Annotated in this window: 22 protein-coding genes; 7 read left to right on the top strand and 15 right to left on the bottom strand. The window is 64.1% G+C overall.

The annotated features are described in order from the left end of the window. Nucleotides 1-139: 139 nt before the first annotated feature. On the top strand, nt 140-964 hold the full coding sequence (locus JQ580_RS02385) for a sulfite exporter TauE/SafE family protein (protein WP_212278136.1): 825 nt from the start codon (nt 140-142) through the stop codon (nt 962-964). A gap of 148 nt (nt 965-1,112) precedes the next feature. Here the strand turns inward: JQ580_RS02385 and JQ580_RS02380 are convergent, their stop codons facing one another. The 12 genes from JQ580_RS02380 to cysG form a co-directional block, all read right to left on the bottom strand. Beyond that, complete coding sequence (locus JQ580_RS02380; protein WP_106948062.1) at nt 1,113-1,901, bottom strand: 3-hydroxybutyrate dehydrogenase; 789 nt, start codon at nt 1,899-1,901, stop codon at nt 1,113-1,115. 1 nt (nt 1,902) lies between these two features. Next, nucleotides 1,903-3,078 carry a DUF3734 domain-containing protein gene (locus tag JQ580_RS02375; protein WP_212278135.1) on the bottom strand — a complete coding sequence of 392 codons (1,176 nt, stop codon included), beginning with the start codon at nt 3,076-3,078 and terminating at the stop codon, nt 1,903-1,905. A gap of 78 nt (nt 3,079-3,156) precedes the next feature. Continuing rightward, nucleotides 3,157-3,660 (bottom strand): CAP domain-containing protein, encoded by a 504-nt coding sequence (locus tag JQ580_RS02370; RefSeq protein ID WP_212278134.1) that lies wholly within the window; start codon nt 3,658-3,660, stop codon nt 3,157-3,159. An 88-nt stretch (nt 3,661-3,748) separates the two neighbouring features. After that, entirely contained in the window at nt 3,749-4,786 is a 1,038-nt protein-coding gene (locus tag JQ580_RS02365) for a sulfate/molybdate ABC transporter ATP-binding protein (RefSeq protein ID WP_212278133.1), read from the bottom strand. After that, nucleotides 4,776-5,687, bottom strand: a complete 912-nt coding sequence (cysW, locus tag JQ580_RS02360; RefSeq protein WP_212278132.1) for a sulfate ABC transporter permease subunit CysW — start codon at nt 5,685-5,687, stop codon at nt 4,776-4,778. Before cysW ends, JQ580_RS02365 begins: the two co-directional genes overlap by 11 nt. Nucleotides 5,688-5,696: 9 nt before the next feature. Then, complete coding sequence (cysT, locus tag JQ580_RS02355) at nt 5,697-6,533, bottom strand: sulfate ABC transporter permease subunit CysT (protein WP_212278131.1); 837 nt, start codon at nt 6,531-6,533, stop codon at nt 5,697-5,699. 37 nt (nt 6,534-6,570) lie between these two features. Beyond that, nucleotides 6,571-7,584 (bottom strand): sulfate ABC transporter substrate-binding protein, encoded by a 1,014-nt coding sequence (locus JQ580_RS02350; protein ID WP_212278130.1) that lies wholly within the window; start codon nt 7,582-7,584, stop codon nt 6,571-6,573. Nucleotides 7,585-7,692: 108 nt separating this feature from the next. Next, complete coding sequence (locus JQ580_RS02345; RefSeq protein WP_212278129.1) at nt 7,693-8,424, bottom strand: phosphoadenylyl-sulfate reductase; 732 nt, start codon at nt 8,422-8,424, stop codon at nt 7,693-7,695. Continuing rightward, complete coding sequence (locus JQ580_RS02340) at nt 8,421-8,936, bottom strand: DUF934 domain-containing protein (RefSeq protein ID WP_212278128.1); 516 nt, start codon at nt 8,934-8,936, stop codon at nt 8,421-8,423. Before JQ580_RS02340 ends, JQ580_RS02345 begins: the two co-directional genes overlap by 4 nt. After that, nucleotides 8,923-10,578, bottom strand: coding sequence for a nitrite/sulfite reductase (locus JQ580_RS02335; protein ID WP_212278127.1), 1,656 nt, complete (start codon nt 10,576-10,578; stop codon nt 8,923-8,925). The genes JQ580_RS02340 and JQ580_RS02335 overlap by 14 nt, the downstream gene beginning before the upstream one ends. Before the next feature lie 11 nt (nt 10,579-10,589). Continuing rightward, complete coding sequence (locus JQ580_RS02330; protein ID WP_212278126.1) at nt 10,590-10,907, bottom strand: DUF2849 domain-containing protein; 318 nt, start codon at nt 10,905-10,907, stop codon at nt 10,590-10,592. Continuing rightward, complete coding sequence (gene cysG, locus JQ580_RS02325; RefSeq protein ID WP_212278125.1) at nt 10,904-12,340, bottom strand: siroheme synthase CysG; 1,437 nt, start codon at nt 12,338-12,340, stop codon at nt 10,904-10,906. The genes JQ580_RS02330 and cysG overlap by 4 nt, the downstream gene beginning before the upstream one ends. 235 nt (nt 12,341-12,575) lie before the next feature. Here cysG and cysD point away from each other — a divergent pair, with 235 nt between their 5' ends. From cysD to JQ580_RS02310, 3 genes are all read left to right on the top strand, one after another. Next, complete coding sequence (gene cysD, locus JQ580_RS02320) at nt 12,576-13,370, top strand: sulfate adenylyltransferase subunit CysD (protein WP_212279179.1); 795 nt, start codon at nt 12,576-12,578, stop codon at nt 13,368-13,370. Between the two features lie 20 nt (nt 13,371-13,390). Beyond that, nucleotides 13,391-15,307, top strand: coding sequence for an adenylyl-sulfate kinase (gene cysC, locus JQ580_RS02315; RefSeq protein ID WP_212278124.1), 1,917 nt, complete (start codon nt 13,391-13,393; stop codon nt 15,305-15,307). Between the two features lie 358 nt (nt 15,308-15,665). Next, a complete protein-coding gene (locus JQ580_RS02310) occupies nt 15,666-17,831 on the top strand; it encodes a malate synthase G (RefSeq protein ID WP_212278123.1) in 2,166 nt (721 codons plus the stop codon). 122 nt (nt 17,832-17,953) lie between these two features. On the opposite strand, the gene JQ580_RS02305 is transcribed toward JQ580_RS02310, so the two are convergent. After that, complete coding sequence (locus JQ580_RS02305) at nt 17,954-18,109, bottom strand: Thivi_2564 family membrane protein (protein WP_061880958.1); 156 nt, start codon at nt 18,107-18,109, stop codon at nt 17,954-17,956. 267 nt (nt 18,110-18,376) lie between these two features. On the opposite strand from JQ580_RS02305, the gene JQ580_RS02300 reads away from it, so the two are divergent. Next, nucleotides 18,377-20,470, top strand: a complete 2,094-nt coding sequence (locus JQ580_RS02300; protein ID WP_212278122.1) for a methyl-accepting chemotaxis protein — start codon at nt 18,377-18,379, stop codon at nt 20,468-20,470. Between the two features lie 270 nt (nt 20,471-20,740). Next, nucleotides 20,741-22,834 (top strand): methyl-accepting chemotaxis protein, encoded by a 2,094-nt coding sequence (locus JQ580_RS02295; protein WP_212278121.1) that lies wholly within the window; start codon nt 20,741-20,743, stop codon nt 22,832-22,834. Between the two features lie 76 nt (nt 22,835-22,910). On the opposite strand, the gene JQ580_RS02290 is transcribed toward JQ580_RS02295, so the two are convergent. Continuing rightward, nucleotides 22,911-23,561: a DUF2865 domain-containing protein gene (locus JQ580_RS02290; RefSeq protein WP_212278120.1), complete on the bottom strand. Its 651-nt coding sequence runs from the start codon at nt 23,559-23,561 to the stop codon at nt 22,911-22,913. A gap of 11 nt (nt 23,562-23,572) precedes the next feature. After that, entirely contained in the window at nt 23,573-24,346 is a 774-nt protein-coding gene (locus JQ580_RS02285) for a L,D-transpeptidase (protein ID WP_212278119.1), read from the bottom strand. Nucleotides 24,347-24,552: 206 nt separating this feature from the next. On the opposite strand from JQ580_RS02285, the gene JQ580_RS02280 reads away from it, so the two are divergent. Continuing rightward, nucleotides 24,553-25,665 (top strand): AI-2E family transporter, encoded by a 1,113-nt coding sequence (locus tag JQ580_RS02280; protein ID WP_212278118.1) that lies wholly within the window; start codon nt 24,553-24,555, stop codon nt 25,663-25,665. Nucleotides 25,666-25,699: the final 34 nt, after the last annotated feature.

Here is a 25,699-nt window from a genome sequence, read left to right as displayed (position 1 = left end):
CGGGAACAATCTGAAACACCTGTCCATTTCCGACGCGCAGTAGATTTTTTCTTATTCGGCACAAACGGTTGCGCCCGAGGGAAGGTTTATTCTACGTCGTATTGCCCAACCGACGAGATCAACCTAAGATTCCCCGGATATGTTCGATCCACTCTACGTCGCTTCCGGATTCGGCGTCGGCCTCCTTGTCGGGATGACCGGCGTGGGCGGCGGTTCGTTGATGACGCCGCTGCTGATCCTGCTGTTCGGTGTTCATCCCTCGACTGCGGTCGGCACCGATCTGCTCTATGCCGCCGCTACCAAGACCGGCGGCAGCGTGGTGCACGGCTGGGCGCGCAGCGTGTACTGGCCGGCGGTGCTGCGGCTCGCCTGCGGCAGCATTCCCGCGAGCGCGCTGACGCTGCTGGTGCTGTGGAAGCTCGATCTCAGAAGCGATTCCGAGCGCAGCCTGATCAATCTGGTGCTGTGCTTCGCGCTGCTGCTAACCGCGACCTCGCTGATCTTCCGCAAGTCCATCATGGAGCGCTATCGCGGCCGGCTCGAACAGGTCGACGCGCGCACCACAGGGATTGCGACGGTCGTCACCGGCATCGTGCTCGGCGTGCTGGTGTCGATTTCGTCCGTCGGCGCCGGTGCGGTTGGCGTCACGGTGCTGCTGCTGCTCTACCCGCGCCTGCCGATGGCAACCATCGTCGGCTCCGACATTGCCCATGCGGTGCCGTTGACGCTGGTCGCCGGCATCGGGCACTGGGCGCTCGGCGACGTCGATTGGGCGCTGATGGGCGTGCTGCTGATGGGCTCGCTGCCCGGCATCATCCTCGGCAGTTACAGCGCAACGCGGGTGCCGGAGACGGTGCTGCGGCTGACGCTCGCCAGCGTGCTGTTCGTGGTCGCCGGCAAGATCATGTTTGCGGAGCTGGACCTGTCGTCGGCGTTCGTGACCGCGCTGGCCTGGACGCATTGAGCGGAGCGGCCGGCGCCTCGGTCTCGGTCTCAGTCCCAGTCTCGGTGGGCACAGCGAAGCGTGCCCACGCCTTTCTCGTTTTGCAGGGAAGTGGTGGGCACGGCGCTTTCGCGTCTTTGCCCACCCGACCGCACCCCGTTTCCGGCCTCTACTCCGCCGTCCAGCCGCCGTCGATCGAGAGATTGGTGCCGGTGATCTGGGCGGCATCATCGCCGCACAGGAACAGTGCCAAGGCCGCCACCTGCTCGGATGTCACGAATTCCTTGGTCGGCTGCGCGTCGAGCAGCACGTCGTTAATGACCTGGTCGCGCGTCAGATTGCGCGCTTTCATCGTGTCGGGGATCTGCTTCTCCACCAGCGGCGTCCAGACGTAGCCGGGGCTGATGCAGTTGCAGGTGATCTTGTGGGTCGCAACCTCCAGCGCCACGGTCTTGGTGAGACCGGCGATGCCGTGCTTGGCCGAGACGTAGGCCGACTTGAAGGGCGAGGCGACCAGCGAATGCGCCGATGCGGTATTGATGATGCGGCCCCAACCCTTCTTCTTCATGCCGGGCACCGCTGCGCGGATGGCGTGAAAGGCCGAGGACAGGTTGATGGCAATGATCTGGTCCCACTTCTCGAGCGGAAACTCCTCGATCGGCGAGACGAACTGGATGCCGGCATTGTTGACGAGGATGTCGACCGAGCCGAACGTCTTCTCGCCGAGCGCGATCATGCCGGCGATTTCGGCCGGCTTGGTCATGTCGGCCGGCGAATAGATCGCCTTGACGCCGAACTCGGACTCGATCTTGGAGCGTTCCTTCTCGATGTCCTCCGGCGAGCCGAAGCCGTTGATGACGACATTGGCGCCGGCGGCGGCGAAGGCGCGTGCGTAAGCGAGCCCGATGCCACTGGTGGACCCGGTCACGACGGCGTTCTTGCCTGACAGACTACCCATTCTATTCGCTCCTTTTTGCCGGGGGCGCGGAGACGTCCCCCGTGAGATCGTAGGTCACCATGGTCTCGCCGGATTGCGGCCGTTCGAGCCAATCCTTGTGGCGCATCGACAGATGCACGTCGTGCACGCCGGCTTCCCAATGCTCGACCATGGCGACATGCGAGAAGTCGTAATCCTTGGACGAGGATTCGTAGTTCTTGCTGCGGTAGATCAGATGCACCACGGTGACGGTGCTTTCACGCGATACCTTCGCGAGGAATTCGACGGAAGGGTCGTTCTTCAGATAATCGGGCAGTTTGGAAATCAGGTCGCGCACGGCCCGGCGGGCATTGTGCAACTGCCTGTTCTTGTCGGTGTTCATCCGCGTACGGCTGGAGAAGCGAATGTCCTTTTCACGCTCGGTGGCCTCGAGCAGCGAGGTCGGCAGATCGCCACGGGCGGAGAACAGGTCGACTTGGAAGATCAGCATGTCGCGATCCACCTCGGCATCGAGCACATAGTCGAGCGGCGTGTTGGAGGCGATGCCGCCGTCCCAGTAATGCTCGCCGTCGATCACGACGGAGGGAAAGCCCGGCGGCAGCGCGCCGGAGGCCATGATGTGCTCGGGGCCTATGGTCTTGCCGAGCTTCTTGAACTCGTAGTTGTCGAAATATTTGAAGTTGCCAGAGGTGACGCTGACCGCGCCGACCGACAGACGCGTCTTGAGGTCATTGATGCGATCAAAATCGACCAGACGCTCCAGCGTCTTCTTCAGGGGCGCGGTGTCGTAATAGCTCTCGGCCTGCGGACTGCCGGGCGGCCAGAGCGGCGCCGGCGGTATCCGCGGCGTGAAGAAGCCGGGCACGCCGAAGGTCGCAATCAGCGCAGCGCTGGTGGAGTTGAACAGTTCGCGGCTGTGGTCGCTCTTGCCGATCGGTTTCCACGGCACCGGCGCGGAAACCATCTCCCAGAATTCCTTGAGCCGCTTGACGCGCGTCGGGCCATCATTGCCGGCGATGATGGCGGCGTTGACCGCGCCGATCGAGATGCCGGCGACCCATTCCGGCTCGAAGCCCTGGCCGCACAGCGCCTGATAGGCGCCGGCCTGATAGGAGCCAAGCGCGCCGCCGCCCTGCAGGACCAGGACGCGTTGGGCATTGGCGGGGATGCTGGCGAATTCCGGGCTATGATCAGTCATAAGGGAACAATAGCAAATGGCGCGCCACCGTGGCGACCCTCCGCCGCGGCGTCAATGCATGCCGGGATCAAGTCTGGCTTACCGTTCCGTCGAGGCCAGGATCATGGTCCAGAACACCTTGTATTTGGTGCCGGGAGCATAGCTCGCCGCGATGCCCAATTTTGTGACACCGCTCTTGAGCATATTGGCGCGGTGGGGCGGCGAGTCGCGCCAGCCTGAGAACGCTTCCGCCAGCGTATGATAGCCGGCCGAGATGTTCTCGACCGCCACGGTCGCGGGATAGCCGCCGGCGGCAAGGCGCTTGGCCAGCGGTGCGCGGACGTCGTGGTCCATTTTGTTGGCTGCCGCCATGGCATTGGACTGGGATTCGGCAAGCCGCATCAGGTCGGGGTCGATGACGACGGTGCCGAGCGCGTTGTTCTGGCGGTATTGCGAGATCATGATCGCGGCCGCCTGCGCATCGAGCTTGGAGCCCGGGACCGCCATATCGGCATACATGGACGGCTGCTGCTGGATCGGCGTCTCGTTGCCGGCACAGCTGGCGAGAAGCAAAGCAATGAGTATTGCGGCCGCAGCGCGCATAGAAGAGCCCCCGAATGAGGGGCCGTTGTTGCATACCAACCGTGGCTGAAAGGTGAATTTTGATGAAAATTCGACCTGCCCCGGCGGCTCAGGCGCCCGCAAATATCCGGTAACGACGGGGCTCGAGGCCGACAGTGTCGCCGGCGCGCAGTTCCTTGTCGCGGGGGGCGTCGATCTCGATGGTCTCGCCGCCGGACAATGCGACCTCGGCACGCTGCACGGGACCGAAATTGCGGACGTGTCGCACGGCGCCTTCAAAGGCGCCGCTGCCGGGGGGCCCGACCAGCATATCATGCCGCCGAACGAACAGCTTTGACGCGCCAGGCGCAAGCCCGTCCGCCGCCAGCCGAAGCGGCCGGTCGCCGAGCCTGATCACGCCGCCTTCGACCTGGACCGGCAGCTCGATGGATTCGCCGATGAAGCCGTGAACGAACGCGCTTGCCGGGCTTTCATAGACGTCGCCGGGCGAGCCGATCTGCTCGATCCTGCCCTTGTCCATGACGACGACGCGGTTGGCGACTTCGAGCGCCTCCTCCTGGTCGTGGGTGACGAAGATCGAGGTGACGTTGATCTCGTGATGCAGCGAGCGCAGCCATTTGCGCAATTCCTTGCGCACCTTGGCGTCGAGCGCGCCGAAGGGCTCGTCGAGCAGGAGGATGCGCGGCTCGATCGCGAGCGCACGGGCGAGCGCGATGCGCTGGCGCTGGCCACCGGAAAGCTGGCTCGGGTAGCGATCGGCGAGCCAGTCGAGCTGCACGAGGTCGAGCAACTCCTTCACCCGGGTACGTATCGCCGCCTCGTCTTTCCGGACCGCGCGCGGCTGCACGCGCAGGCCGAAGGCGACGTTCTCGAACACCGTCATGTGGCGGAACAGCGCGTAGTGCTGGAACACGAATCCGACATGCCGCTCGCGCGCGCCCTGCGCGAGCGCGTCCTCGCCGTTGATGAGGACCTCGCCGGAATCGGGCCAGTCGAGTCCCGCAACGATCCTGAGCAGCGTGGTCTTTCCCGACCCTGATGGCCCGAGCAGTGCCACCAGCTCGCCGCTCTCGACCTTGAGATCGACGCCGTCGAGCGCCTTGAAGCTGCCAAACGTCTTGACGAGATTTCTGACTTCAATGGTCATTTGCGTCTTGCCCCTCGTCCAGATGACGTTCCAGAACGGCTTTTGCGATCAGCGTGATCAGTGCCAGCATCGCCAGCAGCGAGGCGATCGCGAACGCGGCGACGAACTGGTATTCGTTGTAGAGGATCTCGACCAGCAGCGGCATCGTGTTGGTCTCGCCGCGGATATGGCCGGAGACCACGGAGACCGCGCCGAACTCGCCCATCGCGCGGGCGTTGCAGAGCAGGACGCCGTAGAGCACGCCCCATTTGATGTTGGGCAGCGTGACGCGGACAAAGGTCTGCAGGCCAGTAGCACCGAGCGAGATCGCGGCCTCCTCCTCCTGCGTGCCCTGCTCCTGCATCAAGGGGATCAGCGCGCGCGCTACGAACGGGAAGGTGACGAAGGTGGTGGCCAGCGCGATGCCGGGCACCGCGAACAGGATCTGGATGTCGTGATCCCTGAGCCAGCCGCCGAAATAGCCCTGCGCGCCAAACAGCAGCACGAAAACGAGGCCGGAGATCACCGGGCTCACCGAGAACGGCAGATCGATCAGCGTGATCAGGAAGGTTTTGCCCGGGAAATCGAATTTTGCAATCGCCCAGGCGGCGACGAGGCCGAAGACGAGGTTGAGACCGACTGAAATCGCAGCGACCAGCAGCGTCAGCCTGATCGCCGCCAGCGCCTCGGGCTCGGCGAGTGCGGCGAAATAGGCGGCGATCCCCTTCGAGAACGCGTGTGCAAACACCACGACCAGCGGCAACACGACGAAGACAGTGAGAAACGTGATCGCGATCGTGATGACGACGATGCGCACGGCCTTCGGCTCGGTGCGCAGATTGTCCCGCGCGAGGGCTTCACGTGCGCGGGCCCTTTCGTCGGATGAGGTGAGCGGGCCTGAATGAGCGATCTGCATCGTCATGGTCCGCCCTCAGCGCGCGGGAATCCGACTCTGCGCCCAGCGCTGGAGCCGGTTGACGGCAAAGATGATGACGAAGGAGACCACGAGCATGACGACCGCGATCGCAGTGGCATCGGCGTAGCGGAATTCGGAGAGACGGATCACGATCAGGAGCGGCGCGATCTCGGAGACGTTCGGCAGATTGCCGGCGATGAAGATCACCGAGCCGTATTCGCCGACCGCGCGCGCGAAGGCGAGCGCGAGGCCGGTGAGCAGGGCCGGCGCGAGCGAGGGCAGGATCACGCGGATGATGGTCTGCCAGCGGCTGGCGCCGAGGCTGCCCGCGGCTTCCTCGATCTCGGGGTCGAGATCCTGCAGCACCGGCTGTACCGTGCGCACCACGAAGGGGATGCCGATGAAGATCATGGCGACGAAGATGCCGACCGGCGTGAACGCCACCTTGATGCCGAGCGCCGCGAGCGGCGCGCCCAGCCAGCCCTTTTCGGCGAACAGAGCGGTCAGCGCGACGCCGGCGACCGCCGTGGGCAACGCGAACGGCACGTCGACGATCGCATCGAACAGGCGCCGGCCAGGGAAGCGGTAGCGCACCAGTGCCCAGACGATGATGCTGCCCATGACGAGATTGACGCAGGCTGCCGCGAAGGCGAGTCCGAAGGACACGCGCAACGCGTTCAGAGTGCGGCGGCTGGAGAGGATATTCCAGAATTGCTCGGGGCTGAGCTCGAGCGATTTCAGGAACAGGCCGGCGAGCGGGATCAGGATGATGATCGACAGCCAGGAAAGCGTCAGTCCCATGGTGAGACCGAAGCCCGGCAATGTCCGGCGTCGTGCTGCGAGTGCGCTCACCAGGCCCCCTGCTTAAACCTCCGAGGACAGCGCCCGATCAGTTCTTGTAAATCTGATCGAAGACGCCGCCATCGCCAAAATGTTGCTTCTGCGCCTTTGTCCAGCCGCCGAAAACGTCGTCGATCGTGAACAGCTCGACCTTTGCGAAGGAGTTTTCGTACTTCTTTGCAACCTCGGCATCGCGCGGACGATAGAAGTTGCGTGCGGCAATTTCCTGTCCTTCCTTGGAATACCAATACTGGAGGTAGGCATCGGCGGCGTTGCGGGTGCCTTTCTTGTCGGCAACCTTGTCGACGATTGCGACGGGCGGCTCGGCGAGGATCGAGAGCGGCGGCGCCACGATCTCGAACCTGCTGGCGCCGAACTCCTTCAGCGCAAGATACGCCTCGTTCTCCCAGGCGAGCAGCACGTCGCCGACGCCGCGCTCGACGAAGGTCACGGTCGCGCCGCGTGCACCGGTATCCAGGACCGGCACCTGCTGGTAGAGCTTTCCGATGAAATCTTTGGCCTTCTCGGCCGAGCCGTATTTCTTCTGCGCAAAGCCCCAGGCCGCAAGATAATTCCAGCGCGCACCGCCCGACGTCTTCGGGTTCGGCGTGATCACGGCGACGCCCGGCTTGATCAGATCGTCCCAATCCTTGATCGCCTTCGGATTGCCCTTGCGCACCAGGAACACGATGGTGGAGGTGTAGGGCGACGCATTCTGCGGCAACCGCTTCTGCCAATCCGTTGCCGTGAGGCCCTTGTTCGCGATCGCGTCGATGTCGTAGGCGAGCGCGAGCGTCACCACATCGGCCTGCAAACCATCGATCACGCTGCGGGCCTGCGAACCGCTGCCGCCATGAGACTGCTTGATCTCGACGCTCTTGCCGGTCTCCTTCTGATAGGCGCTCGCGAACGCCTTGTTGAATTCGGCATAAAGCTCGCGCGTCGGATCATACGAGACGTTGAGCAGATTGACGTCAGCCGCGAGAGCCGCGCTTGCCAAAAGACCTGCCGCGATGAGTCCTGCGGCGAGCGCAACGATACGACGCATCATGTCCATCTCCATTCACTTCATTGACGTCGGTGTCAGCGAAGGAAGGCGAAACTCGCGGCGAAACGCGCTCAAGTCAACGAAACCGGATTTTCTTGTTCGCGAGCCCGCAGCGTGGCTGTGCTACGAAATCTTCATCGTGTGGATGCCGCATTCTGTCTTGGTCCGGCCGCGCCAGCGACCGGCGCGTTCATCCTCGCCTTCGGCCGTTCGGCTCGTGCAAGGCATACACCCAACCGACAGAAAACCGGAGGCGGCCAGTGGATGACGCGGCAATTTGGCGCGGACGAAGATGGCCTCGAGTTCCTCGCGCGAGACGTTGGCGAAGGGATTGAACTTCAGCCGCACGCCATCGTCTTCGACCACGGGAATGTCGGCGCGCGCATTGCCTTGGAAGCGCTTGCGGCCATTGAGCCAGGCCGAGAACGGCTTCAGTGCCCGCGCCAGCGGCTCGACTTTACGAATGCGGCAGCAGGCATCGGGATCGGAGAACCAGAGATCGCGGTCTGCGTCCTCGCGCGCCAACGTCTCTTCCATAGGCTTGATCGAGCGGACGTCCTTCAGGCCAAGCGTCGCAATCAACGTGTCGCGATAGGCCAGCGTCTCCTCGAACAGCCAGCCGGTGTCAAGGAAGATCACGGGGATGGCGGGGTCGACATCCGCCATGACTTTCAGCAGCGTCCCCGATTCCGTTCCGAAGGACGACACCAACGCCAGCTTTTCGCGCCCGACCGTCTTCAGCGCCGCGGCGATGATCTCCGCGGGCGAAGCATCGCGCAACGCGCGATCAAGCTCCGCCACGGAGGGCAGCGCAGAAACGGACACTGACGAAACCTGAGGCGCGATCGCGTTCACGTGCCGACGCCTTCGGAATGACGCAGCTGCATGCGCCGGTGCAAGGCCGTGATGCGGCCGTCGCCGGTCGGCTGGTAGAACACCGAATAACGCTTCGCGGTCTGCATGAAGGCTTCCGCGTCGGCCTGCTTCTTCACCTCGAACGAGTCGAAGCCGGCGCGCAGCATGAACACGAACTGGTCGCGCAGCACCTGGCCGGTGGCGCGCAGTTCGCCGCGGTAATTGTAACGCTCGCGCAGCAGGCGGGCCTGGCTGTAGGCGCGGCCGTCTCGGAAGGTCGGGAACACCAGCGCGACCACCGCGAGCTTGCCGAGATAGGGCACGAGTTCGCTGATGTCTCGGTTGTTCGGCCAGATCACGCCGACCTTGCCGGCGCGCTTGAGCAGCACGTCGGCCTCGCCGATGAAGCGCTCGGCCGGCACCAGGATGTCGCCGCCCTCGGGCAGAGGCGTGTCGACGGCCAGCTTGGCGAAGCTGTCGTCGGCGATCTTTCCGCCGTTAACGAGTGGCATAAACGCGCTCCTTGAAGGGTTCGACGCCGAGGCGTCTCACTGTATCCATGAACAGCTCATCCGGCCGCTCGCGCAGCGCCAAATAGGCTTCCACGATGTCCTCGACGACGTCGGCGACCTCGTCGAACTTGACGCCCGGCCCGATCAGGTTCCCGAGCGCCGCGTTCTCGTCAGCACGGCCTCCGATGGTGATCTGATAGATCTCCTCGCCATTCTTCTCGACGCCGAGAATGCCGATATGGCCGACATGGTGATGACCGCAGGCATTGATGCAGCCTGAGATGTTGATGTGGAGCCTACCGATCAGGTTGGCGAGCTCGTGGTTGGCGAACCGCCGCGTCAATTCCTGCGCGATCGGGATCGACCGCGCATTGGCCAGCGAGCAATAATCGAGGCCGGGGCAGGCAATGATGTCGGTGATCAGGTTGACGTTCGGCGTCGCCAGGCCAAGCTTGTCGAGCGCCTTCCACAGCGCCGGCAAATCTCGCTTGGCGACGTGCGGCAGCGCCAGGTTCTGCTCGTGGCCGACGCGGATTTCGCCGAAGGAATATTTGTCGGCAAGGTCGGCCAGCGCATCCATCTGCTCGGCGGTCGCATCGCCGGGAGGGGCACCGATCGGCTTCAGCGAGACGGTGACGATGGAATAGCCCTGCACCTTGTGGGGAGCCACCGAGTTCTTGCGCCACGCCTCGAAATCGGGATCGGCGGCCGCCTGCCGCAGCTCGTCCGGCATGTGCGGCAGCTTTTCGTAGGCCGGATAGCTAAAGCGCGAGCGGATGTCCTCGATCACCTCGTCGTCGATCTGGAGCGAGGAGTTGCGGATGTGCTGCCACTCTTCCTCGACTTCGCGGGAGAACTTCTCGATGCCCAACTCGTGCACCAGGATCTTGATGCGCGCCTTGTAGATGTTGTCGCGGCGGCCGTACTGATTGTAGACCCGCAGAATCGCCTCGATGTAGCTGAGGATGTCGCGGCCATGGACGAAATGCTTGATCGTCTTGCCGATGAACGGGGTGCGGCCGAGACCGCCGCCGACCAGCACCTCGAAGCCGGTTTCGTCCTTCTCGTTCTTGATCAGGCGCAGACCAATGTCGTGGATCTTGATCGCGGCCCGGTCGTGATCGGATGCCGTGATAGCGATCTTGAACTTGCGCGGCAGGAACGAAAACTCCGGATGCAACGTGGTGTGCTGGCGGATCAGCTCGGACCAGATGCGGGGATCTTCGATCTCGCCGGGAGCGACGCCGGCCCACTGGTCCGACGTGACGTTGCGCATGTTGTTGCCGGAGGTCTGCATCGCATGGATGCCGACCTTGGCGAGGTCTTCCAGGGCGTCCGGCAACTCGGCGAGCTTGATCCAGTTGAACTGGATGTTCTGCCGCGTGGTGAAATGGCCGTAGCCGCGGTCGTATTTGCGCGCGACGTGGGCAAGCGCCCGCAGCTGGTTCGACGCCAGCGTCCCGTAGGGAATCGCGACGCGGAACATGTAGGCGTGCAGTTGCAGATAGACGCCGTTCTGCAGGCGCAGGATCTTGAATTCGTCCTCGGTGAGTTCGCCGGACAGGCGCCGTTTCACCTGGTCGCGGAACTCCGAGACGCGCTCGTTGACGAGCGTGCGGTCGATTTCGTCGTAAGCATACATAAGAAAGCGCCTTAAACCTGGGCCGACTGTCCGATGGTCACACCGGTGCGACGAATTTGTTCGCGCAGATTGCCGGGTTCGATCTTGCCGTCCGCGCCGACCTGCACAGGGGCGATATAGGGACCGATCGCGCCGACGTCATCGGCGACGGCCTCCGCTAGCAACGCCTTGGCCTCATCGGAGTTGCGCACGATCGCGGCTTCCGAAAGGTCCGCGGACCAGCTCTTCGCGGCGGTACGATACACCACGATGCCATCCCAGGTCCGGTTGGCGGTCACGACCGAGGGGCCGGCGATCTTGATCTTCTTCTGCTCGAGCGGGGAGGTCATTCGGCTGCATCCAATAGGTCAGAGATGATTTGTTTCGGAGTTTTTTCGAGAGTGTCGCCGCGAAGCGAGCCGGCATGCCGGACCACGTCGCCGATGATGAGAATGGCGGGACCGCCGCTGATCCGCTGCACCAGTTCGGGAAGGTCGCGCAGCGTGCCGATGGCGCCTTGCGCATCGGGACGCGTCACGCGCGCGAACACGCCGACCGGCGTCTCCGGCGAACGGCCTGCAGCGAACAGGCCGGCGCACACTGCAGGCGCGGCAGTCATGCCCATGTAGACCACCACGGTCATCTTGGTGTCGGTCAGGGTCGACCAGTCCACCGCTTCCGCATCGCTCGCCTTGTGGGCGGTCAGGAAGGTGATGCGGGTTGCCTCCTGGCGGTAGGTGAGCGGCACCTCGAAATGGGCTGCGCCGCCAAGGCCGGCGGTGATGCCGGGAATGATCGAATAGGCAACACCGGCCGCGCGCAGGGCTTCGACCTCTTCACCGCCACGACCGAACACGAAGGGATCGCCGCCCTTCAGACGCACGACGCGCTGACCGGCTTGCGCGGCCTCGATCATGCGCTGGTTGATGGCGTCCTGGCCGATGCCGGGCTTGCCGACACGACGGCCGACGGCAACGCGCGCGGTGTCGCGGCGGATGCGGTCGAGAATCTCAGGCGAAACCAGTTCGTCATGGAAGACGATGTCGGCGTCCTGCAATGTGCGCAGCGCCTTGATGGTGAGAAGATCGGGATCGCCGGGTCCGGCACCGACCAGCGCAACCGAGCCCTCCGGCTTGTCGGCACGCGCGAATTCGGTGGGATCGGCAATCGCCTTGAGCGCAGCATCCGCCTCGCTCCTGCGACCGCCGAGCACGGCGGCGCCAATCGAGCCGTCGATGACGCGCTCCCAGAACCGGCGGCGCAACGGAAACTCGGCGATGCGCTCGTTGACGGATTTACGAAAGCCGCCGATGAACTCGGCGAGCTCACCAATACGGGCGGGCAGCAATGCCTCGATCTTCTCACGTACGCGCCGTGCCACGACGGGCGACGTGCCGCCGGTGCCGATCGCGACCACGACATCGCCGCGATCGACGATCGCGGGAAAGATGAAGCTGGAATGTTCGAGATCATCCATGACGTTGACGGGCAGGCCGAGCGCCTTGGCGCGGACCGACATCGCGACGCCGACATCGCCTGCGCCGGCGCAGACGACCGCGATGACGCCTGCGAGTTCGGCCGTAAGCGGATCCCCCGTCGCGATCTCGGTGCGCGCCGCGTCCTCGGAGCTCAGACCCAAGTCTAGATTGCCATCGATCGCATGCACGCGGAGACGCGCACCGGCAGCAGAGAGCACGCGCAGCTTGGCGCGCAAAAGCTCTCCCGCGCCGATGAGAACCACCGGACCGGCCTTGAGATCGAGAAACACCGGCAAGAACCGCATGCGATACCCGCTTCCCCACATCCAGGGTTGACTGGAATTATTTTCTATATATGTGTCGTTTTGAGCGCGCAAAGAGAAAATTTTTCCTTCTCCTGCGCAACGCAACTATAGAATTTTCGCCTCCAGACGCAAAGTGGCAGAGATGCATCTTCTCAGGTCCGATTCCGGCGCAGATGGGCTGGGCTTCACCGTTCCCGTTTCCACGCAAATTCCCGTCACGCAGACCGCTCCCAGCATGGACCATCTCGACCAGTTGGAGGCACAGAGCATCTACATCTTCCGCGAGGCATTTGCCCGCTTGAAGAAGATCGCCCTGCTGTGGTCGCTCGGCAAGGACTCCAACGTCATGATCTGGCTGGCGCGGAAGGCGTTTTTCAGCCGGGTTCCATTCCCGGCGCTGCATGTCGACACCGGCAAGAAATTTCCGGAGATGTACCGCTTTCGCGATCACTACGGCAAAGAATGGGAACTCGATCTGCGCGTCGAACCCTGCCCGCCCATCGATGCCGTCGATCCGACGCTGCCACCGGCTGCGCGCTCCGCTGCGCGGAAGACCGAAGGCCTCAAGATGGCGCTCGCCAAATACGGCTTCGACGGCTTGATCGCCGGCATCCGCCGCGACGAGGAGGCAACGCGCGCCAAGGAGCGCGTGTTCTCGCCCCGCGGGCTCGAAGGCAATTGGGACGTGCGCGACCAACCGCCGGAATTCTGGGACCATTTCAACGCCTCGCCGCCGCAGGGCGCGCATTTGCGTATCCATCCGATCCTGCATTGGACCGAGGCCGACATCTGGGCCTACACCAAGCGGGAGAACATCCCGATCATCCCGCTGTATCTCGCCAAGGACGGCAAGCGTTATCGCTCGCTGGGGGATCAGGACATCACCAATCCGGTCGCGTCGACCGCGTCCAATATCGACGAGATCCTGATCGAACTCGAGCAGACCAAGGTGCCGGAGCGCGCCGGCCGTGCGCTCGACCACGAGACCGAGGACGCCTTCGAGCGCCTGCGCGTCGCCGGCTATCTCTGATCCCAGCACGCGAGCGCGACATGAACATGATCGTCACCCCCGCCCCGCCCGCCACCCCGAACGGCACGACGCGACCGCAGGTCCGCATCGTCATCGTGGGCCATGTCGACCACGGCAAATCGACGCTGGTCGGCCGCCTCTTGCACGAGACCGGCAGCCTGCCCGACGGCAAGCTGGAAATGCTCAAGGCCGTCAGCGCGCGGCGCGGCATGCCGTTCGAATGGTCGTTCCTGCTCGACGCCCTGCAGACCGAGCGCGACCAGGGTATCACCATCGACACCACGCAGATCCGCTTCCGCACCAATTCGCGCGACATCGTGCTGATCGACGCGCCCGGCCACGCCGAATTCCTGCGCAACATGATCACCGGCGCCTCGCAGGCCGACGGCGCGGTGCTGATCATCGACGCGCTCGAAGGCGTGCGCGACCAGACGCGGCGCCACGGCTATCTCCTGCATCTGCTCGGCGTGAAGCAGGTTGCGATCGTCGTCAACAAGATGGACCGCGTCGACTTCTCCGCAGAGCGTTTCGAGGAGATCAGCGACGAGATTTCCGCGCATCTGAACGGCCTCGGCGTGAAGCCCACGGCAGTGATCCCGATCTCGGCGCGCGACGGCGACGGCGTTGCTGATCGTACCGACCGGATCGGCTGGTACAAGGGTCCGACGGTGGTCGAAGCGCTCGACGCTCTCGAGCCGGCTCGGCCGCTGGAAGCGCTGGCGCTGCGACTGCCGGTGCAGGCGATCTACAAGTTCGACGACCGCCGCATCGTGGCCGGCCGGATCGAATCCGGCAGCCTCATTGCCGGCGACGAGATCGTAATCATGCCGGCCGGCAAGATCGCCAAAATCAAAAGCGTCGAGAGCTGGCCGGTTACGCCGGTGGCGGGACGGCAGGGCGCCGGCCGCTCGGTCGGCATCACGCTCGACCGCGAATTGTTCATCGAGCGCGGCGATATCATTTCGCATGTGAGCGCTGCGCCGCGCGAGACGCGGCGGCTGCGCGCCCGCATCTTCTGGCTGCACGACAAGCCGCTCGCCAAGGGCGACCAGCTGCTGGTTCGCTGCGGACCGAAGGAAAGCCGCGCCACGGTGGTGGCGATCGAAAAGGCGGTCGATCCGGGCGAGCTATCGAGCGTCGAGAACAAGGCGATCGGCCGCAACCACGTCGGCGAGATCGACATCTCGCTGTCGAATCCGATTGCCACGGATCCCTACACCGAGAATCCGCGCACCGGACGCCTTGTGATCGAAGTCTCGGGGCGCATCGCCGGCGGCGGCCTCGTGCTGTCGGTCGATGCCGGCCAGCGCGCCGTGCCGGTCGACATCGTGCCGGTGGAATCCGCGCTGCGTCCCGATGAACGCTCCGCGCGCTATCGGCACAATGGCGCCGTGGTCTGGCTCACCGGCCTGCCCGCCTCGGGCAAGTCGACACTCGCCAAGGCGCTGGAGCGGCGGCTGTTCAGCAATGGCGGCTCGCCGGTCCTGCTCGACGGGGACACGCTGCGCGCCGGGCTCAATAGCGATCTCGGTTTCTCTGCGGCCGATCGCAGCGAGAACATCCGCAGGCTTGCCGAAGTCGCCACCCATCTCGCACGCAACGGCCATATCGCTATCGTCGCGGCGGTCTCACCCGCCCGCGAGGACCGCGCCATCGCGCGGCGCATCGCCGACGCAGCGTTCCGCGAGATCCATGTCGCGACACCGGCAGAAGTCTGCGAGGATCGCGATCCCAAGGGACACTACAAGAAGGCCCGCGCCGGCGCGCTGGCGTCGTTCACCGGCATCGGCAACGACTACGAGCAGCCTGAGGCCGCCGAACTCGTGATTGATACCTCAACGCGGACGGTTGCCGAGGCGGCGGACGAGATCGAACAGATGCTGAAGACGACCGGTGTGCTGTTCGACGAGGTCGTGGACCTCGCGGCGAATATTTGAGGCCGTCCTACTCCGCTGTCATCGCCCGGCTTGACCGGGCGACCCAGTATTGCCGAGACAGTGTCGGGTTACAGAGAAGGCGCGGCGTCCTGAATTCCTTGCTTGCCGCCTACGCTGAAGCTTCGGCGCTCTTGGACTTCAACCCCGGCGAAGCCGTGGCGCAGCCGGGTCGCGGGGAATGACAGCGCCACGCCGACCTCCCCTCTCTCCTTGACATTTTGACAGACCTTTAGGGGTCTTCTCACCGCCCTGATTTTGAGGCTAATAAGGCCCCGAAAGCCGTCCTTCATGGGCGCATTTTGCTGCCTATCGGGTCAAAAGCAGCCAAAAACAGCCATTTCCAACAAGAAAGCCCATCATGAAACGCGTCGACGCCCACGGATTGAAGATCGCCCCTGTTCTGTTCGATTTCATCGCCAACGAAGCGGCCCCGAAAACGGGGATCGCGCCTGATACCTTCTGGGCGGGGCTTGCCGCCATCATCAAGGATCTGGGGCCGAAGAATCGCGCGTTGCTGGCGGTGCGCGACACGCTGCAGACCAAGATCGACGACTGGCACCGCGCCAACAAGGGCAAGGCGTTCGACCTCAATGCGTATACCGCCTTCCTGAAGGAGATCGGCTATCTCGTTCCGGAGCCGGCGACCCAGAAGGTCGAGACTGCCAATGTCGATGAGGAGATCGGCAAGATCTGCGGCCCGCAGCTCGTCGTGCCCCTCACCAACGCGCGCTACGCGCTCAACGCGGCGAATGCACGCTGGGGCTCGCTTTATGATGCCTTCTACGGCACCGACGCGATTCCGCATGACCCGTCCGAGAGCGGCAAGGGCTACAACAAGGCGCGCGGCGACAAGGTGATCGCAAAGGCCAAGGCCTTCCTCGACGCCGCCGCGCCGCTTGCAACCGGCAGCCACACCGACGTCACCGCCTACAGCGTCGTCGCGGGCCAGCTCGCGGTGAAGCTGAAGAGCGGCAACGCCACCGCGCTGAAGAATGCGGCGCAGTTCGCCGGCTTCCAGGGCGATGCGACAGCGCCGAGCGCCGTGCTGCTCGTCAACAACGGCCTGCATGTCGAGGTCAAGATCGACCGCAGCAGCGCGATCGGCAAGGACGATCCGGCCGGCGTCGCCGACATGATCATGGAGTCCGCGGTCTCCACCATCCTCGACATGGAAGACTCGGTCGCAGCGGTCGATGCCGAGGACAAGGTGCTGGTCTACCGCAACACGCTCGGCCTGATGAACGGCACGCTGTCGGCGGACTTCGAGAAGGGCGGCAAGACGCTGACCCGCTCGCTCAACGCCGACCGCAGCTACAAGACGCCTGACGGCAAGGGCGAGCTCAAGCTGCACGGCCGCAGCCTGCTGCTGATGCGCAATTGCGGTCACCACATGTTCACCGACGCGGTGCTGGACGAGAAGGGCGAGGAGATCCCGGAAGGCCTGCTCGACGCCGCCGTCTCGGGCCTGCTCGCCATCCACGACCTCAAGGGCAACTCCAAGGTCAAGAACAGCCGCACGGGATCTGCCTATATCGTCAAGCCGAAGATGCACGGTCCGGACGAGGTGTCGCTGACCTGCGAGATCTTCGACCGCGTCGAGAAGATGCTGTCGCTGCACGAGAACACCCTCAAGGTCGGCATCATGGACGAGGAGCGGCGCACTACCGTCAACCTCAAGGCCTGCATCCAGCGCGCCTCCAAGCGCATCATGTTCATCAACACCGGCTTCCTCGACCGTACCGGCGACGAGATCCACACCTCGATGGAAGCGGGCCCGATGATCCGCAAGAACGAGATGAAGGCGCAGGCCTGGATCAAGGCCTATGAGGACTGGAACGTCGACATGGGTCTGACCTGCGGCCTGCCCGGCCATGCCCAGATCGGCAAGGGAATGTGGGCGGCGCCGGACAAGATGGCTGACATGTTGCAGCAGAAGCTCGGCCATCCGCAGGCCGGCGCCACCACGGCGTGGGTGCCCTCACCGACCGCGGCAACGCTGCACGCCCTGCACTACCACCAGGTCAACGTCATCGCGCGTCAGCAGGAGCTGACCAAGGGCGGGCCGCGCGCGAAGCTCGAAGACATCCTCACCATTCCGGTGTCGAAGTCGAACTGGGCGCCCGACGACGTCAAGCAGGAAATCGACAACAACTGTCAGGGTATCCTGGGCTACGTCGTGCGCTGGATCGACCAGGGCGTCGGCTGCTCCAAGGTGCCTGACATCCACGATGTCGGCCTGATGGAAGACCGCGCCACCTTGCGCATCTCCAGCCAGCATCTCGCCAACTGGCTGCACCAGGGCGTGATCACCGAAGCGCAGGTGATGGAATCGCTCAAGCGCATGGCGGTCGTCGTCGACAAGCAGAACGCCAGCGATGCCATCTACAAGCCGATGGCGCCTGCCTTCGACGGCACAGCCTTCAAGGCTGCGTGCGACCTGATTTTCAAGGGCCGCGAGCAGCCGAACGGCTACACCGAATACATCCTCACCGCCCGTCGTCGCGAAGCGAAAGCGGCCGGCTGAGGCCCCGTTGTTCAGACATCAAAGCCCCGGCTCACACCGGGGCTTTTTTGTTTGACGCAGCCCGGATCAGCGAAGTGACATCCGAACAACTGTCCCTCGCTGCGCGCATGCGGGCTGACGCCCTAGAACACCGCGAGATACTTCAGCAGCGACACGATGCCGATGATGATGACCACCACGCGGGCGATCTGCTTGGCGCGGCCGTCCAGCGGCAGCATGTTGATGAGGTAAAGGACGAGAATGACGACGAGGAATGTGACGAGTACGCCGACCAGCATTGCAGAGCCCCCTTCAGGCTAGTGACCAACCAGGTGCTAACGCCGGCCTCGCACTCCGGTTCCATTGGGGCAACCCTTTGCAACCTTTAGTAAATACGTAATTCTACCGTCAAGCCGGCAGCCAAAAACTTTACCCTTTTCGTTTCAGATAGCGAAATCGTCCGCTGCCGCGAGCTGCGACGGTATTGAATTGCCGATTCACGCCCCTGTTTTCTCGGTTTTGCCGGGCGTCTGACGAACTTTGAAATGGGATTTTGGGGGACTTCGATGTTGAATCGCCTGACCGTATCTGCGCTGTTGAAGACAGTGATTGCGATTACGTCGATCTGCGTGGTGATCGCACTTTCGCTCACCGCCTACGAGTCCTGGCATCGCCTCAAGACCGCCAACCGCATCTCGCAGATCGCCGACGCCTCCGCCGATCTGTTCAAGGCAATGCACAATCTGCGCACCGATCGCTCCACCACCACGCGGCTTCTGAACGCGACCGAGCCGATGGATGCCGAGATCGAGAAATACCTGCGTGCGCTCCGGGATGCCCAGATGCCGGCGATGGCACGCGCACTCGAGCTGCTGCCGAGCATGGAATTCCCGCAGTCGGCAACGCTGGTGCCGGAGCTGTCGCGCCTCTACAAGCTGCTGGTCGAAGAGCAGAAGCAGTTCTGGGAGGATGTCGCCAAGCCCAGGGATCAGAGGCGCGCTGGCCTCTCCAAGGAGTATATGGAGACGACGCAGGGCCTGCTTGACGTGCTCGACAAGCTGTCGAACACGCTGGCCGCCACCGTTAACCACCAGGACGCCGAGATCGACCAGTTGCTGTCGATCAAGCAGAACGCCTGGCTGCTGCGCAACACCGCCGGCGAGGCCTCGCTGATCGTCTCGATGGGGCTCGCCGCCGGCAAGATCACCCCGGAGGGACGCTACAACTATACCCAATATGTCGGCGGCACGAGCGCGATGTGGAAGGCGCTCGAATTGTCGACCTCAGGCATGCAATTGCCGCCGGCGCTCGCGTCCGCCATGGCCGCCGCCAAGACCGCCTATTTCGATCCGCAGTATCTGGCGTTGCGTGACCGTCTCGCCGATGCCCTGCTCAAGGGCGACAAGACCGAGATGACGGCGAACCAGTGGAGCCCGATCACGGTCGGCCGTATGGCGAGCGCGGTTGCGGTTGCCGAAGCCGCCCTCGACGCTGCCAAGGTCCACACGCAGGATCAGCGTAGCGCCGCGGAGCGCGCGCTGAGCGTTCAGCTCGTGCTGCTGGCGCTTGCGATCGGGCTCGCCGTCGGCGCAATCATGCTGGTGAGCCGCCGCGTCATCATCCCGCTCAACACGATCCGCGACGCCATGCTCAAGGTCGCTGGCGGCGATCTCGCCGTCGACAGCGGCTATCTCGATCGCCAGGACGAGATCGGCGCGCTTGCCGGCGCGCTCGAGACCTTCAAGCAGCAGGCCTCCGACAAGCTCAAGATCGAAGAGCAGGAGCGCCAGCGCAACACAGGCGCGTCCGCACGCCAGCGCGCCGTCGAGGCCTATGTCGGCGAGTTCGAGGGCGCGGTACGCAAGACGCTGGGCGAATTGAGCGAAGCTTCCGGCGAGATGCGCAAGACCTCAGGTGACCTCTCCGCCGTCTCGCGCCAGACCAACGATCGCGTCCAGGTGGCCGGCAAGGCCTCCAACGACGCCTCGACCAGCGTCGATAGCGTTGCTGCGGCGGCTGAAGAGCTCTCGGCTTCCATCAACGACATCAGCCAGCAGGCCGCTCACGCCGCCGGCATCGCCGGCCGCGCCGTCACACAGGCGCGCGAGACCGACGGCACCGTGCAGGGCCTGCAGAAGTCCGCGGGACGCATCGGCGAGGTCGTCGGCCTCATCAACACCATCGCGCAGCAGACCAATCTGCTCGCGCTCAACGCCACGATCGAGGCCGCACGCGCGGGCGAGGCCGGACGCGGCTTTGCCGTGGTCGCCTCCGAGGTGAAGTCGCTGGCCAGCCAGACGGCGAAGGCGACCGAGGAGATCTCCGAACAGATCGCCGACATCCAGAAGGTCGCGGGCGACGCCATCAACGCGATCCAGACCATCGGCGGCATCATCGGCGAAGTGAACGAGGTGGCGACTGCCATTGCCGCCGCCGTGCAGGAGCAGGGCGCGGCGACCCAGGAGATCACCCGTAGCACGCAATTCGCCGCGCAAGGCACAAAGAACGTCTCGGACAACATCACCGGCGTCAAGGCCGATGCGGATGCGGCCGCGGCGGCCGCCGACCACGTGAAGCACGCCTCCGAGATGCTGGAGAGCCAGAGCCGCCAGCTCGGCCACGAGGTCAGCGACTTCCTCGGCAAGATCCGCGCAGCGTAGGCCGCGGCGGCGCCATGCTGTCGATATCGTCCTGGCGAAGCTTGGACGATGACGGAATGGCGCGCCTAAATCTCAGCCGATCGACAGCTCCGCAAACGCTGACGCATACGTAATTTTACAGCAGCAGTACTGTCTAAGTCTTTACCCTTTTCGGGCCAAATGCGCCCCTAAGCGCGCCGCAAGGAATCGGCGTTTGCTGCGCCCATTCCTTTGCTTCGAAGTTGGCGGGGGCTGCCGTCCGAAAACTTCAAACGCGTACCCAGGTGTCCGATGCTCAACCGCTTGTCCGTATCCACGCTGCTGAAGGCGGTGATCTTCACCACGGCGCTGGTCGTCGTCATCGGCTTCTCGATCAGCGCGTGGAGCTCGTGGATCCGGCTTCAGCAGGCCAGCCGGATCGTCGACATTGCAGCGGCCTCGGCCGATGTCTTCAAGGCCATGGCCAACATCCGGGCGGACCGGTCAACCACCAACCGCCAGTTGACCAGTGACATCCAGGTCGATCCCGCCACCGAGAAATACATTCGCGGCGTTCGCGACGAGCTGATGCCGGCCCTGGGGCGCGCTATCGACATCCTTCCCGCGATCGACATTCCGCAACGTGACACGATCGTTACCGATCTGGCGCGGCTGAACAAGACGCTACTGGCGCAGCAAGCCGAGTTCTGGACCGAAGTCGCCAAGCCCAAGGCCTCACGCAGGCTCGCGCTCGCCAAGGAATATCTCGAGAGCGAGGACGGGCTGATGACCATTCTCGAAAAGCTGTCGCCCGTGCTCGTAGCCAGCGTCAACCACCAGGACGCCACGATCGACCAGCTTCTGATGATCAAGCAGATGGCCTGGCTGTTGCGCCAGAACGCCGGCGAATCGTCGGTCATTGTTGGCAATGCCTTGACCAGCGGCAAGATCTCCCCGGAGGCCCAGCTCGCCTTTACGAAATTTGTCGGTGCCACCGATGCGGCCTGGAGTGCGATCGAGCTGGCCGCCACCGGCATGCAACTGCCCCCGGCGCTGTCCGCGTCCATGGCGGACACCAAGTCGGTCTATTTCGACCCGCAATATACCGGCACGCGTGACGGCATCATCGCCACGGTGGCCAAGGGCGAGAAGGCGTCGATGACCGCCAACCAGTGGAGCCCCTATTCGGTCGGCCGCATGGCAAGCGCGATCAGGCTCGCCGATGCCGCACTCGCCGCAGCCAGGGATCATGCCTCAGCCCAGCGCGCCGGCGCGCTGCAATCGCTGCTGATCCAACTGGCCCTGCTCGTCGCCGCCATCGTGTTCACGGGCGCCGCCATGCTCGCAGTCAGCCGCCGCGTCATCAGCCCGCTGCACCGGATTCGCGACGCAATGCTCAAGGTGGCCGGCGGCGATCTTGCCGTCGACAGCGGCTATCTCGACCGACGCGACGAGATCGGCTCGCTCGCCGGCGCGCTGGAAACCTTCAAACAGCAAGCGCTCGACAAGCTGAAGATCGAGGAGCAGGAGCGCGAGCGCAACGCCGGTGCGGCCGCGCGCCAGCGCGCGATCGAGGCCTATGTCGGTGAGTTCGAAGGCGAGGTGCGCAAGTCGCTGGGCGAGCTCAGCGAGGCTTCCGGCGAGATGCGCAAGACCTCGGGCGACTTGTCCGAAGTGTCCCGCCAGACCAATGAGCGTGTCGAGGTTGCAGGCAGAGCTTCAAACGAGGCCTCTTCCAGCGTCGAGAGCGTCGCGGCCGCCGCCGAAGAGCTCTCTGCCTCGATCAACGACATCAGCCAGCAGGCCGCGCATGCGGCAGGCATCGCCAGCCGCGCGGTCAACCAGGCCCGCGAGACCGACGGCACCGTGCAGGGATTGGCACAGTCCGCGGGGCGCATCGGCGAGGTCGTCGGTTTGATCAACACGATCGCGGCGCAGACCAACCTGCTCGCGCTCAATGCCACGATCGAAGCCGCCCGCGCCGGCGAGGCCGGGCGCGGCTTTGCCGTGGTCGCCTCGGAAGTAAAATCGCTGGCGAGCCAGACCGCCAAGGCAACGGAGGAGATTTCCGAACAAATCGCCGACATCCAGAAGGTCGCAGGCGATGCCATCAACGCGATCCAGGCCATCGGCGGCATCATCGGCGAAGTCAACGAGGTCGCAACCGCGATCGCCGCCGCCGTGCAGGAGCAGGGCGCGGCGACTCAGGAGATCACCCGGAGCACGCAATATGCGGCGCAGGGCACCAAGAATGTCTCGGATAACATCAGCGGCGTGAAGGCCGATGCCGACACTGCCGCCGGGGCTGCGGAGAACGTCAAGCAAGCCTCCGAAACGCTGGAAACCCAGAGCCGCCAGCTCGGCCACCAGGTCAGCGACTTCCTCGGCAAGATCAGGGCGGCGTAAAAGAGGCGCGGTGGAGGAGGGATAGCGGCGCCATCCTCGAACTTTGCGCGGCAGCGCTACAACCGCGTAAAGCCGCCTACTCCTTGGCGACCACGGGCACCTGACGGAATCTTGCGCGAACCGAGTCCGGCAGCGGCGAGAAATTCATTGCCACGCCGTGGCGGTCGTTTGCATTGCGGCTGGCGACCACGAGGCCATTCGCGCCAGCGACGATGTCACCCTTGCGCAGGGTGGGATCATCCTCGCTCTTGACGGACGCGAGCCCGACCGGATCCTTGCCGTTGCAGGTACAACCCGCCACGATTTCGTTGCGATAACGGAATGCATTGGGCAGTTCGGAATACGGTTTGCCCTTGTCGGTGGTGGCGTCGTCGATACCGCCGCCATAAACCAGCGAAGTCTCCGACGTAGGGCAGAAGCTCTTGCAGGATTGCGCCTTGCTCTCGGCATCGTTGCCCTGCGCCGGGAAGTAACGGCCGTCGCAGCCCCGCACGCAATAGGCCGTGCCGCCACCATAGGCGGCGCGCTGACGCGGGACCTCATAGCGCGGCATGTCATCGCGGGGAAATGGCGCCCGGATCTGCGGAGGCCGCGCTCCAAACCCACCGAACAGCGCCGAGAAGAAATCTTGCGCATGTGCCGATGGTGCGAATGCCAGACCGGCAGAAACAACGACCATGATAGCCGTCGTTCCGCCAGCCACTTTGCCAATCAGGCGTCTGGTCATTTGTCTCACTCTTAGTTCACAACGGTCGTGGGGACGTTCAGCGCCTGCCGGCCGGAGGGCAACGTCGTCACGGCGGGACGCTTGCGCACGGGGTCGCCACCTTTCGCCATCAGCGGAGCGTTCTTCGGCAGCACCACGACCTTGGCACCGACATTGACGCGGCCGAACAGGTCGGTGACGTCTTCGTTGGTCATGCGAATGCAGCCCGAAGAGACGAACTTGCCGATCGTGGAGGGATCGTTGGTGCCGTGGATGCGGTATTCGCTGGAGCCCAGATACATCGCGCGCGCGCCCAGCGGGTTGCCGGGGCCGCCGGCGACGAAGCGCGGCAGATAAGGCTGGCGCGCGATCATTTCGGCGGGCGGATGCCAGTCCGGCCACTCCGCCTTGCGGCTGACAGTCTGCACGCCTGACCAGGTGAAGCCTTCTCGGCCGACACCGACGCCGTAGCGAATGGCCCGGCCGTTGCCGAGCACGTAATAGAGATAGGTGTTGTTGGTGTCGATGACGATGGTGCCGGCCGGCTCGCTGCGGTCGAAGGCCACCATCTGCTTGCGCAGGCGATCAGGCAGCTGGGCATCCTCGCCAGCCGCCTGCGGCGCCTCGTTCACCTCGCCCTGCGCGTAACCCTGGCCCTGCGGATAGGCCTGCAGCTGCATCGACTGATAGCCGAAGGTCTGAGCGCTCGCGCCGCTGAACGGCACAACAAGCAAGGACGTGGCGAAGGCAAATGCAGTGAAAGCGCGCGGCGAAAAGCTGCGACGGGCTGGAGAGGACTTGGTCATGTGCTGCCCCGTGGATGTCTGCATCAGTGTGATGCGCTTTGCGGCTAACGCGGGAGGGACGACCCAAGTTCCGGCCTGGCGTGCGGCCGGCTTGTCACAGTCAAGAGAGGCATTGTTCACGAAGCCGCGATGGAACCGCTCGGTCGGTGCCGCGTTGTTAGTGCACATGGGCGTGCGGATTGAGGCCTCCGTGCGGGAGAGAAATAGTGCGCGTCCTTCCCGGTGAACGGCAGACGTCCGGCAATGGCGAAGGCGCCCCGTTGCCCGAGAGCCCCGCCGAGCTGCCGCCTGTCATCCGCCGTACCGAGTTCGTCGCTTTCGCGCTGGCCGGCCTCCTGCTGATCGCCATCGTCACCGTACTGTATGTCGGCAGGGCGTTCTTTCTCCCGGTGGTGATGGCCTTCGTAACCGGCACCATGCTGTCACCGGCGGCGACCTTACTTGAAAAACTCAGGATACCGCGCGGATTGGCCGCCGCGCTGATCGTCATCACCGTGACCGCCGTAGTTGCCTTCGTCATCGCGCTGATCGCGTCACCGGTGATGGAATGGAGCTCGCGCCTGCCCGAGCTCGGCGCGCAGTTGAAAGACAAGATGCACGTGTTCGACCGGCCGCTGGCGCTGTGGCGCGAGCTGCAAGTCATGGTCGGCGGCTCGGAAGGGCTGCCGAGCTTCCAGTTGCCGAAATTCGAGTGGGTGCAGCCGACACTGGAATTTCTGTCACCGACCTTTACCGAATTCCTGCTGTTCTTCGTCACCCTGATCCTGTTCATCGCGAGCTGGCGAGACCTGCGCCGGGCCCTCATCATGAACTTCAGCGATCATGATGCGCGGCTGCGCACGCTCCGCATCCTCAACGAGATCGAGGTCCATCTCGGCAACTACCTTTTGACCGTCACCCTCATCAATGTCGGCGTCGGTGTTGGCACCGGCCTCATTTGCGCAATCACCGGCATGCCAAACGCCGCCGGCCTCGGCGCACTCGCAGCGACCCTCAACTTCATTCCGATCATCGGGCCGATCGCCATGTTCGCGGTGCTGATCGTGGTGGGGCTGGTCGCCTTCCCGACCATCAGCGGCGGTCTGGTGGCGGCGCTCGCTTTCGGCGGCCTGACCTTCCTGGAGGGACATTTCGTCACGCCCATGATCATCGGGCGGCGTCTGGCGCTCAATGCACTCGCCGTACTGCTTGCGCTCGCGTTCTGGACCTGGCTGTGGGGCCCGATGGGTGCATTCCTGTCATCACCGCTCCTGATCGTCGCGCTGATCCTCAAGGAGCATCTGATGCCTACGGATGCGCCCCAGCTTCCGCAGGACTGACGGTTTCCATGAACGGAACTTACCCCACCACGAA

The sequence above is a fragment of the Bradyrhizobium sp. SZCCT0148 genome, assembly GCF_018129985.1.
GTDB lineage: Bacteria > Pseudomonadota > Alphaproteobacteria > Rhizobiales > Xanthobacteraceae > Bradyrhizobium > Bradyrhizobium japonicum_H.
The sequence above is the reverse complement of the archived record's forward strand: the minus strand, read 5'-3'. Positions and strand labels throughout refer to the sequence as shown.

Excerpts from the sequence above, each read along its gene's own strand:
- JQ580_RS02385 (WP_212278136.1), top strand. The coding sequence starts at position 140 with ATGTTCGATCCACTCTACGTCGCTTCCGGATTCGGCGTCGGCCTCCTT.
- JQ580_RS02380 (WP_106948062.1), bottom strand. The coding sequence starts at position 1,901 with ATGGGTAGTCTGTCAGGCAAGAACGCCGTCGTGACCGGGTCCACCAGT.
- JQ580_RS02375 (WP_212278135.1), bottom strand. The coding sequence starts at position 3,078 with ATGACTGATCATAGCCCGGAATTCGCCAGCATCCCCGCCAATGCCCAA.
- JQ580_RS02370 (WP_212278134.1), bottom strand. The coding sequence starts at position 3,660 with ATGCGCGCTGCGGCCGCAATACTCATTGCTTTGCTTCTCGCCAGCTGT.
- JQ580_RS02365 (WP_212278133.1), bottom strand. The coding sequence starts at position 4,786 with ATGACCATTGAAGTCAGAAATCTCGTCAAGACGTTTGGCAGCTTCAAG.
- cysW (WP_212278132.1), bottom strand. The coding sequence starts at position 5,687 with ATGACGATGCAGATCGCTCATTCAGGCCCGCTCACCTCATCCGACGAA.
- JQ580_RS02350 (WP_212278130.1), bottom strand. The coding sequence starts at position 7,584 with ATGGAGATGGACATGATGCGTCGTATCGTTGCGCTCGCCGCAGGACTC.
- JQ580_RS02340 (WP_212278128.1), bottom strand. The coding sequence starts at position 8,936 with ATGCCACTCGTTAACGGCGGAAAGATCGCCGACGACAGCTTCGCCAAG.
- JQ580_RS02335 (WP_212278127.1), bottom strand. The coding sequence starts at position 10,578 with ATGTATGCTTACGACGAAATCGACCGCACGCTCGTCAACGAGCGCGTC.
- JQ580_RS02330 (WP_212278126.1), bottom strand. The coding sequence starts at position 10,907 with ATGACCTCCCCGCTCGAGCAGAAGAAGATCAAGATCGCCGGCCCCTCG.
- cysG (WP_212278125.1), bottom strand. The coding sequence starts at position 12,340 with ATGCGGTTCTTGCCGGTGTTTCTCGATCTCAAGGCCGGTCCGGTGGTT.
- cysD (WP_212279179.1), top strand. The coding sequence starts at position 12,576 with ATGGACCATCTCGACCAGTTGGAGGCACAGAGCATCTACATCTTCCGC.
- cysC (WP_212278124.1), top strand. The coding sequence starts at position 13,391 with ATGAACATGATCGTCACCCCCGCCCCGCCCGCCACCCCGAACGGCACG.
- JQ580_RS02310 (WP_212278123.1), top strand. The coding sequence starts at position 15,666 with ATGAAACGCGTCGACGCCCACGGATTGAAGATCGCCCCTGTTCTGTTC.
- JQ580_RS02305 (WP_061880958.1), bottom strand. The coding sequence starts at position 18,109 with ATGCTGGTCGGCGTACTCGTCACATTCCTCGTCGTCATTCTCGTCCTT.
- JQ580_RS02300 (WP_212278122.1), top strand. The coding sequence starts at position 18,377 with ATGTTGAATCGCCTGACCGTATCTGCGCTGTTGAAGACAGTGATTGCG.
- JQ580_RS02295 (WP_212278121.1), top strand. The coding sequence starts at position 20,741 with ATGCTCAACCGCTTGTCCGTATCCACGCTGCTGAAGGCGGTGATCTTC.
- JQ580_RS02290 (WP_212278120.1), bottom strand. The coding sequence starts at position 23,561 with ATGACCAGACGCCTGATTGGCAAAGTGGCTGGCGGAACGACGGCTATC.
- JQ580_RS02285 (WP_212278119.1), bottom strand. The coding sequence starts at position 24,346 with ATGACCAAGTCCTCTCCAGCCCGTCGCAGCTTTTCGCCGCGCGCTTTC.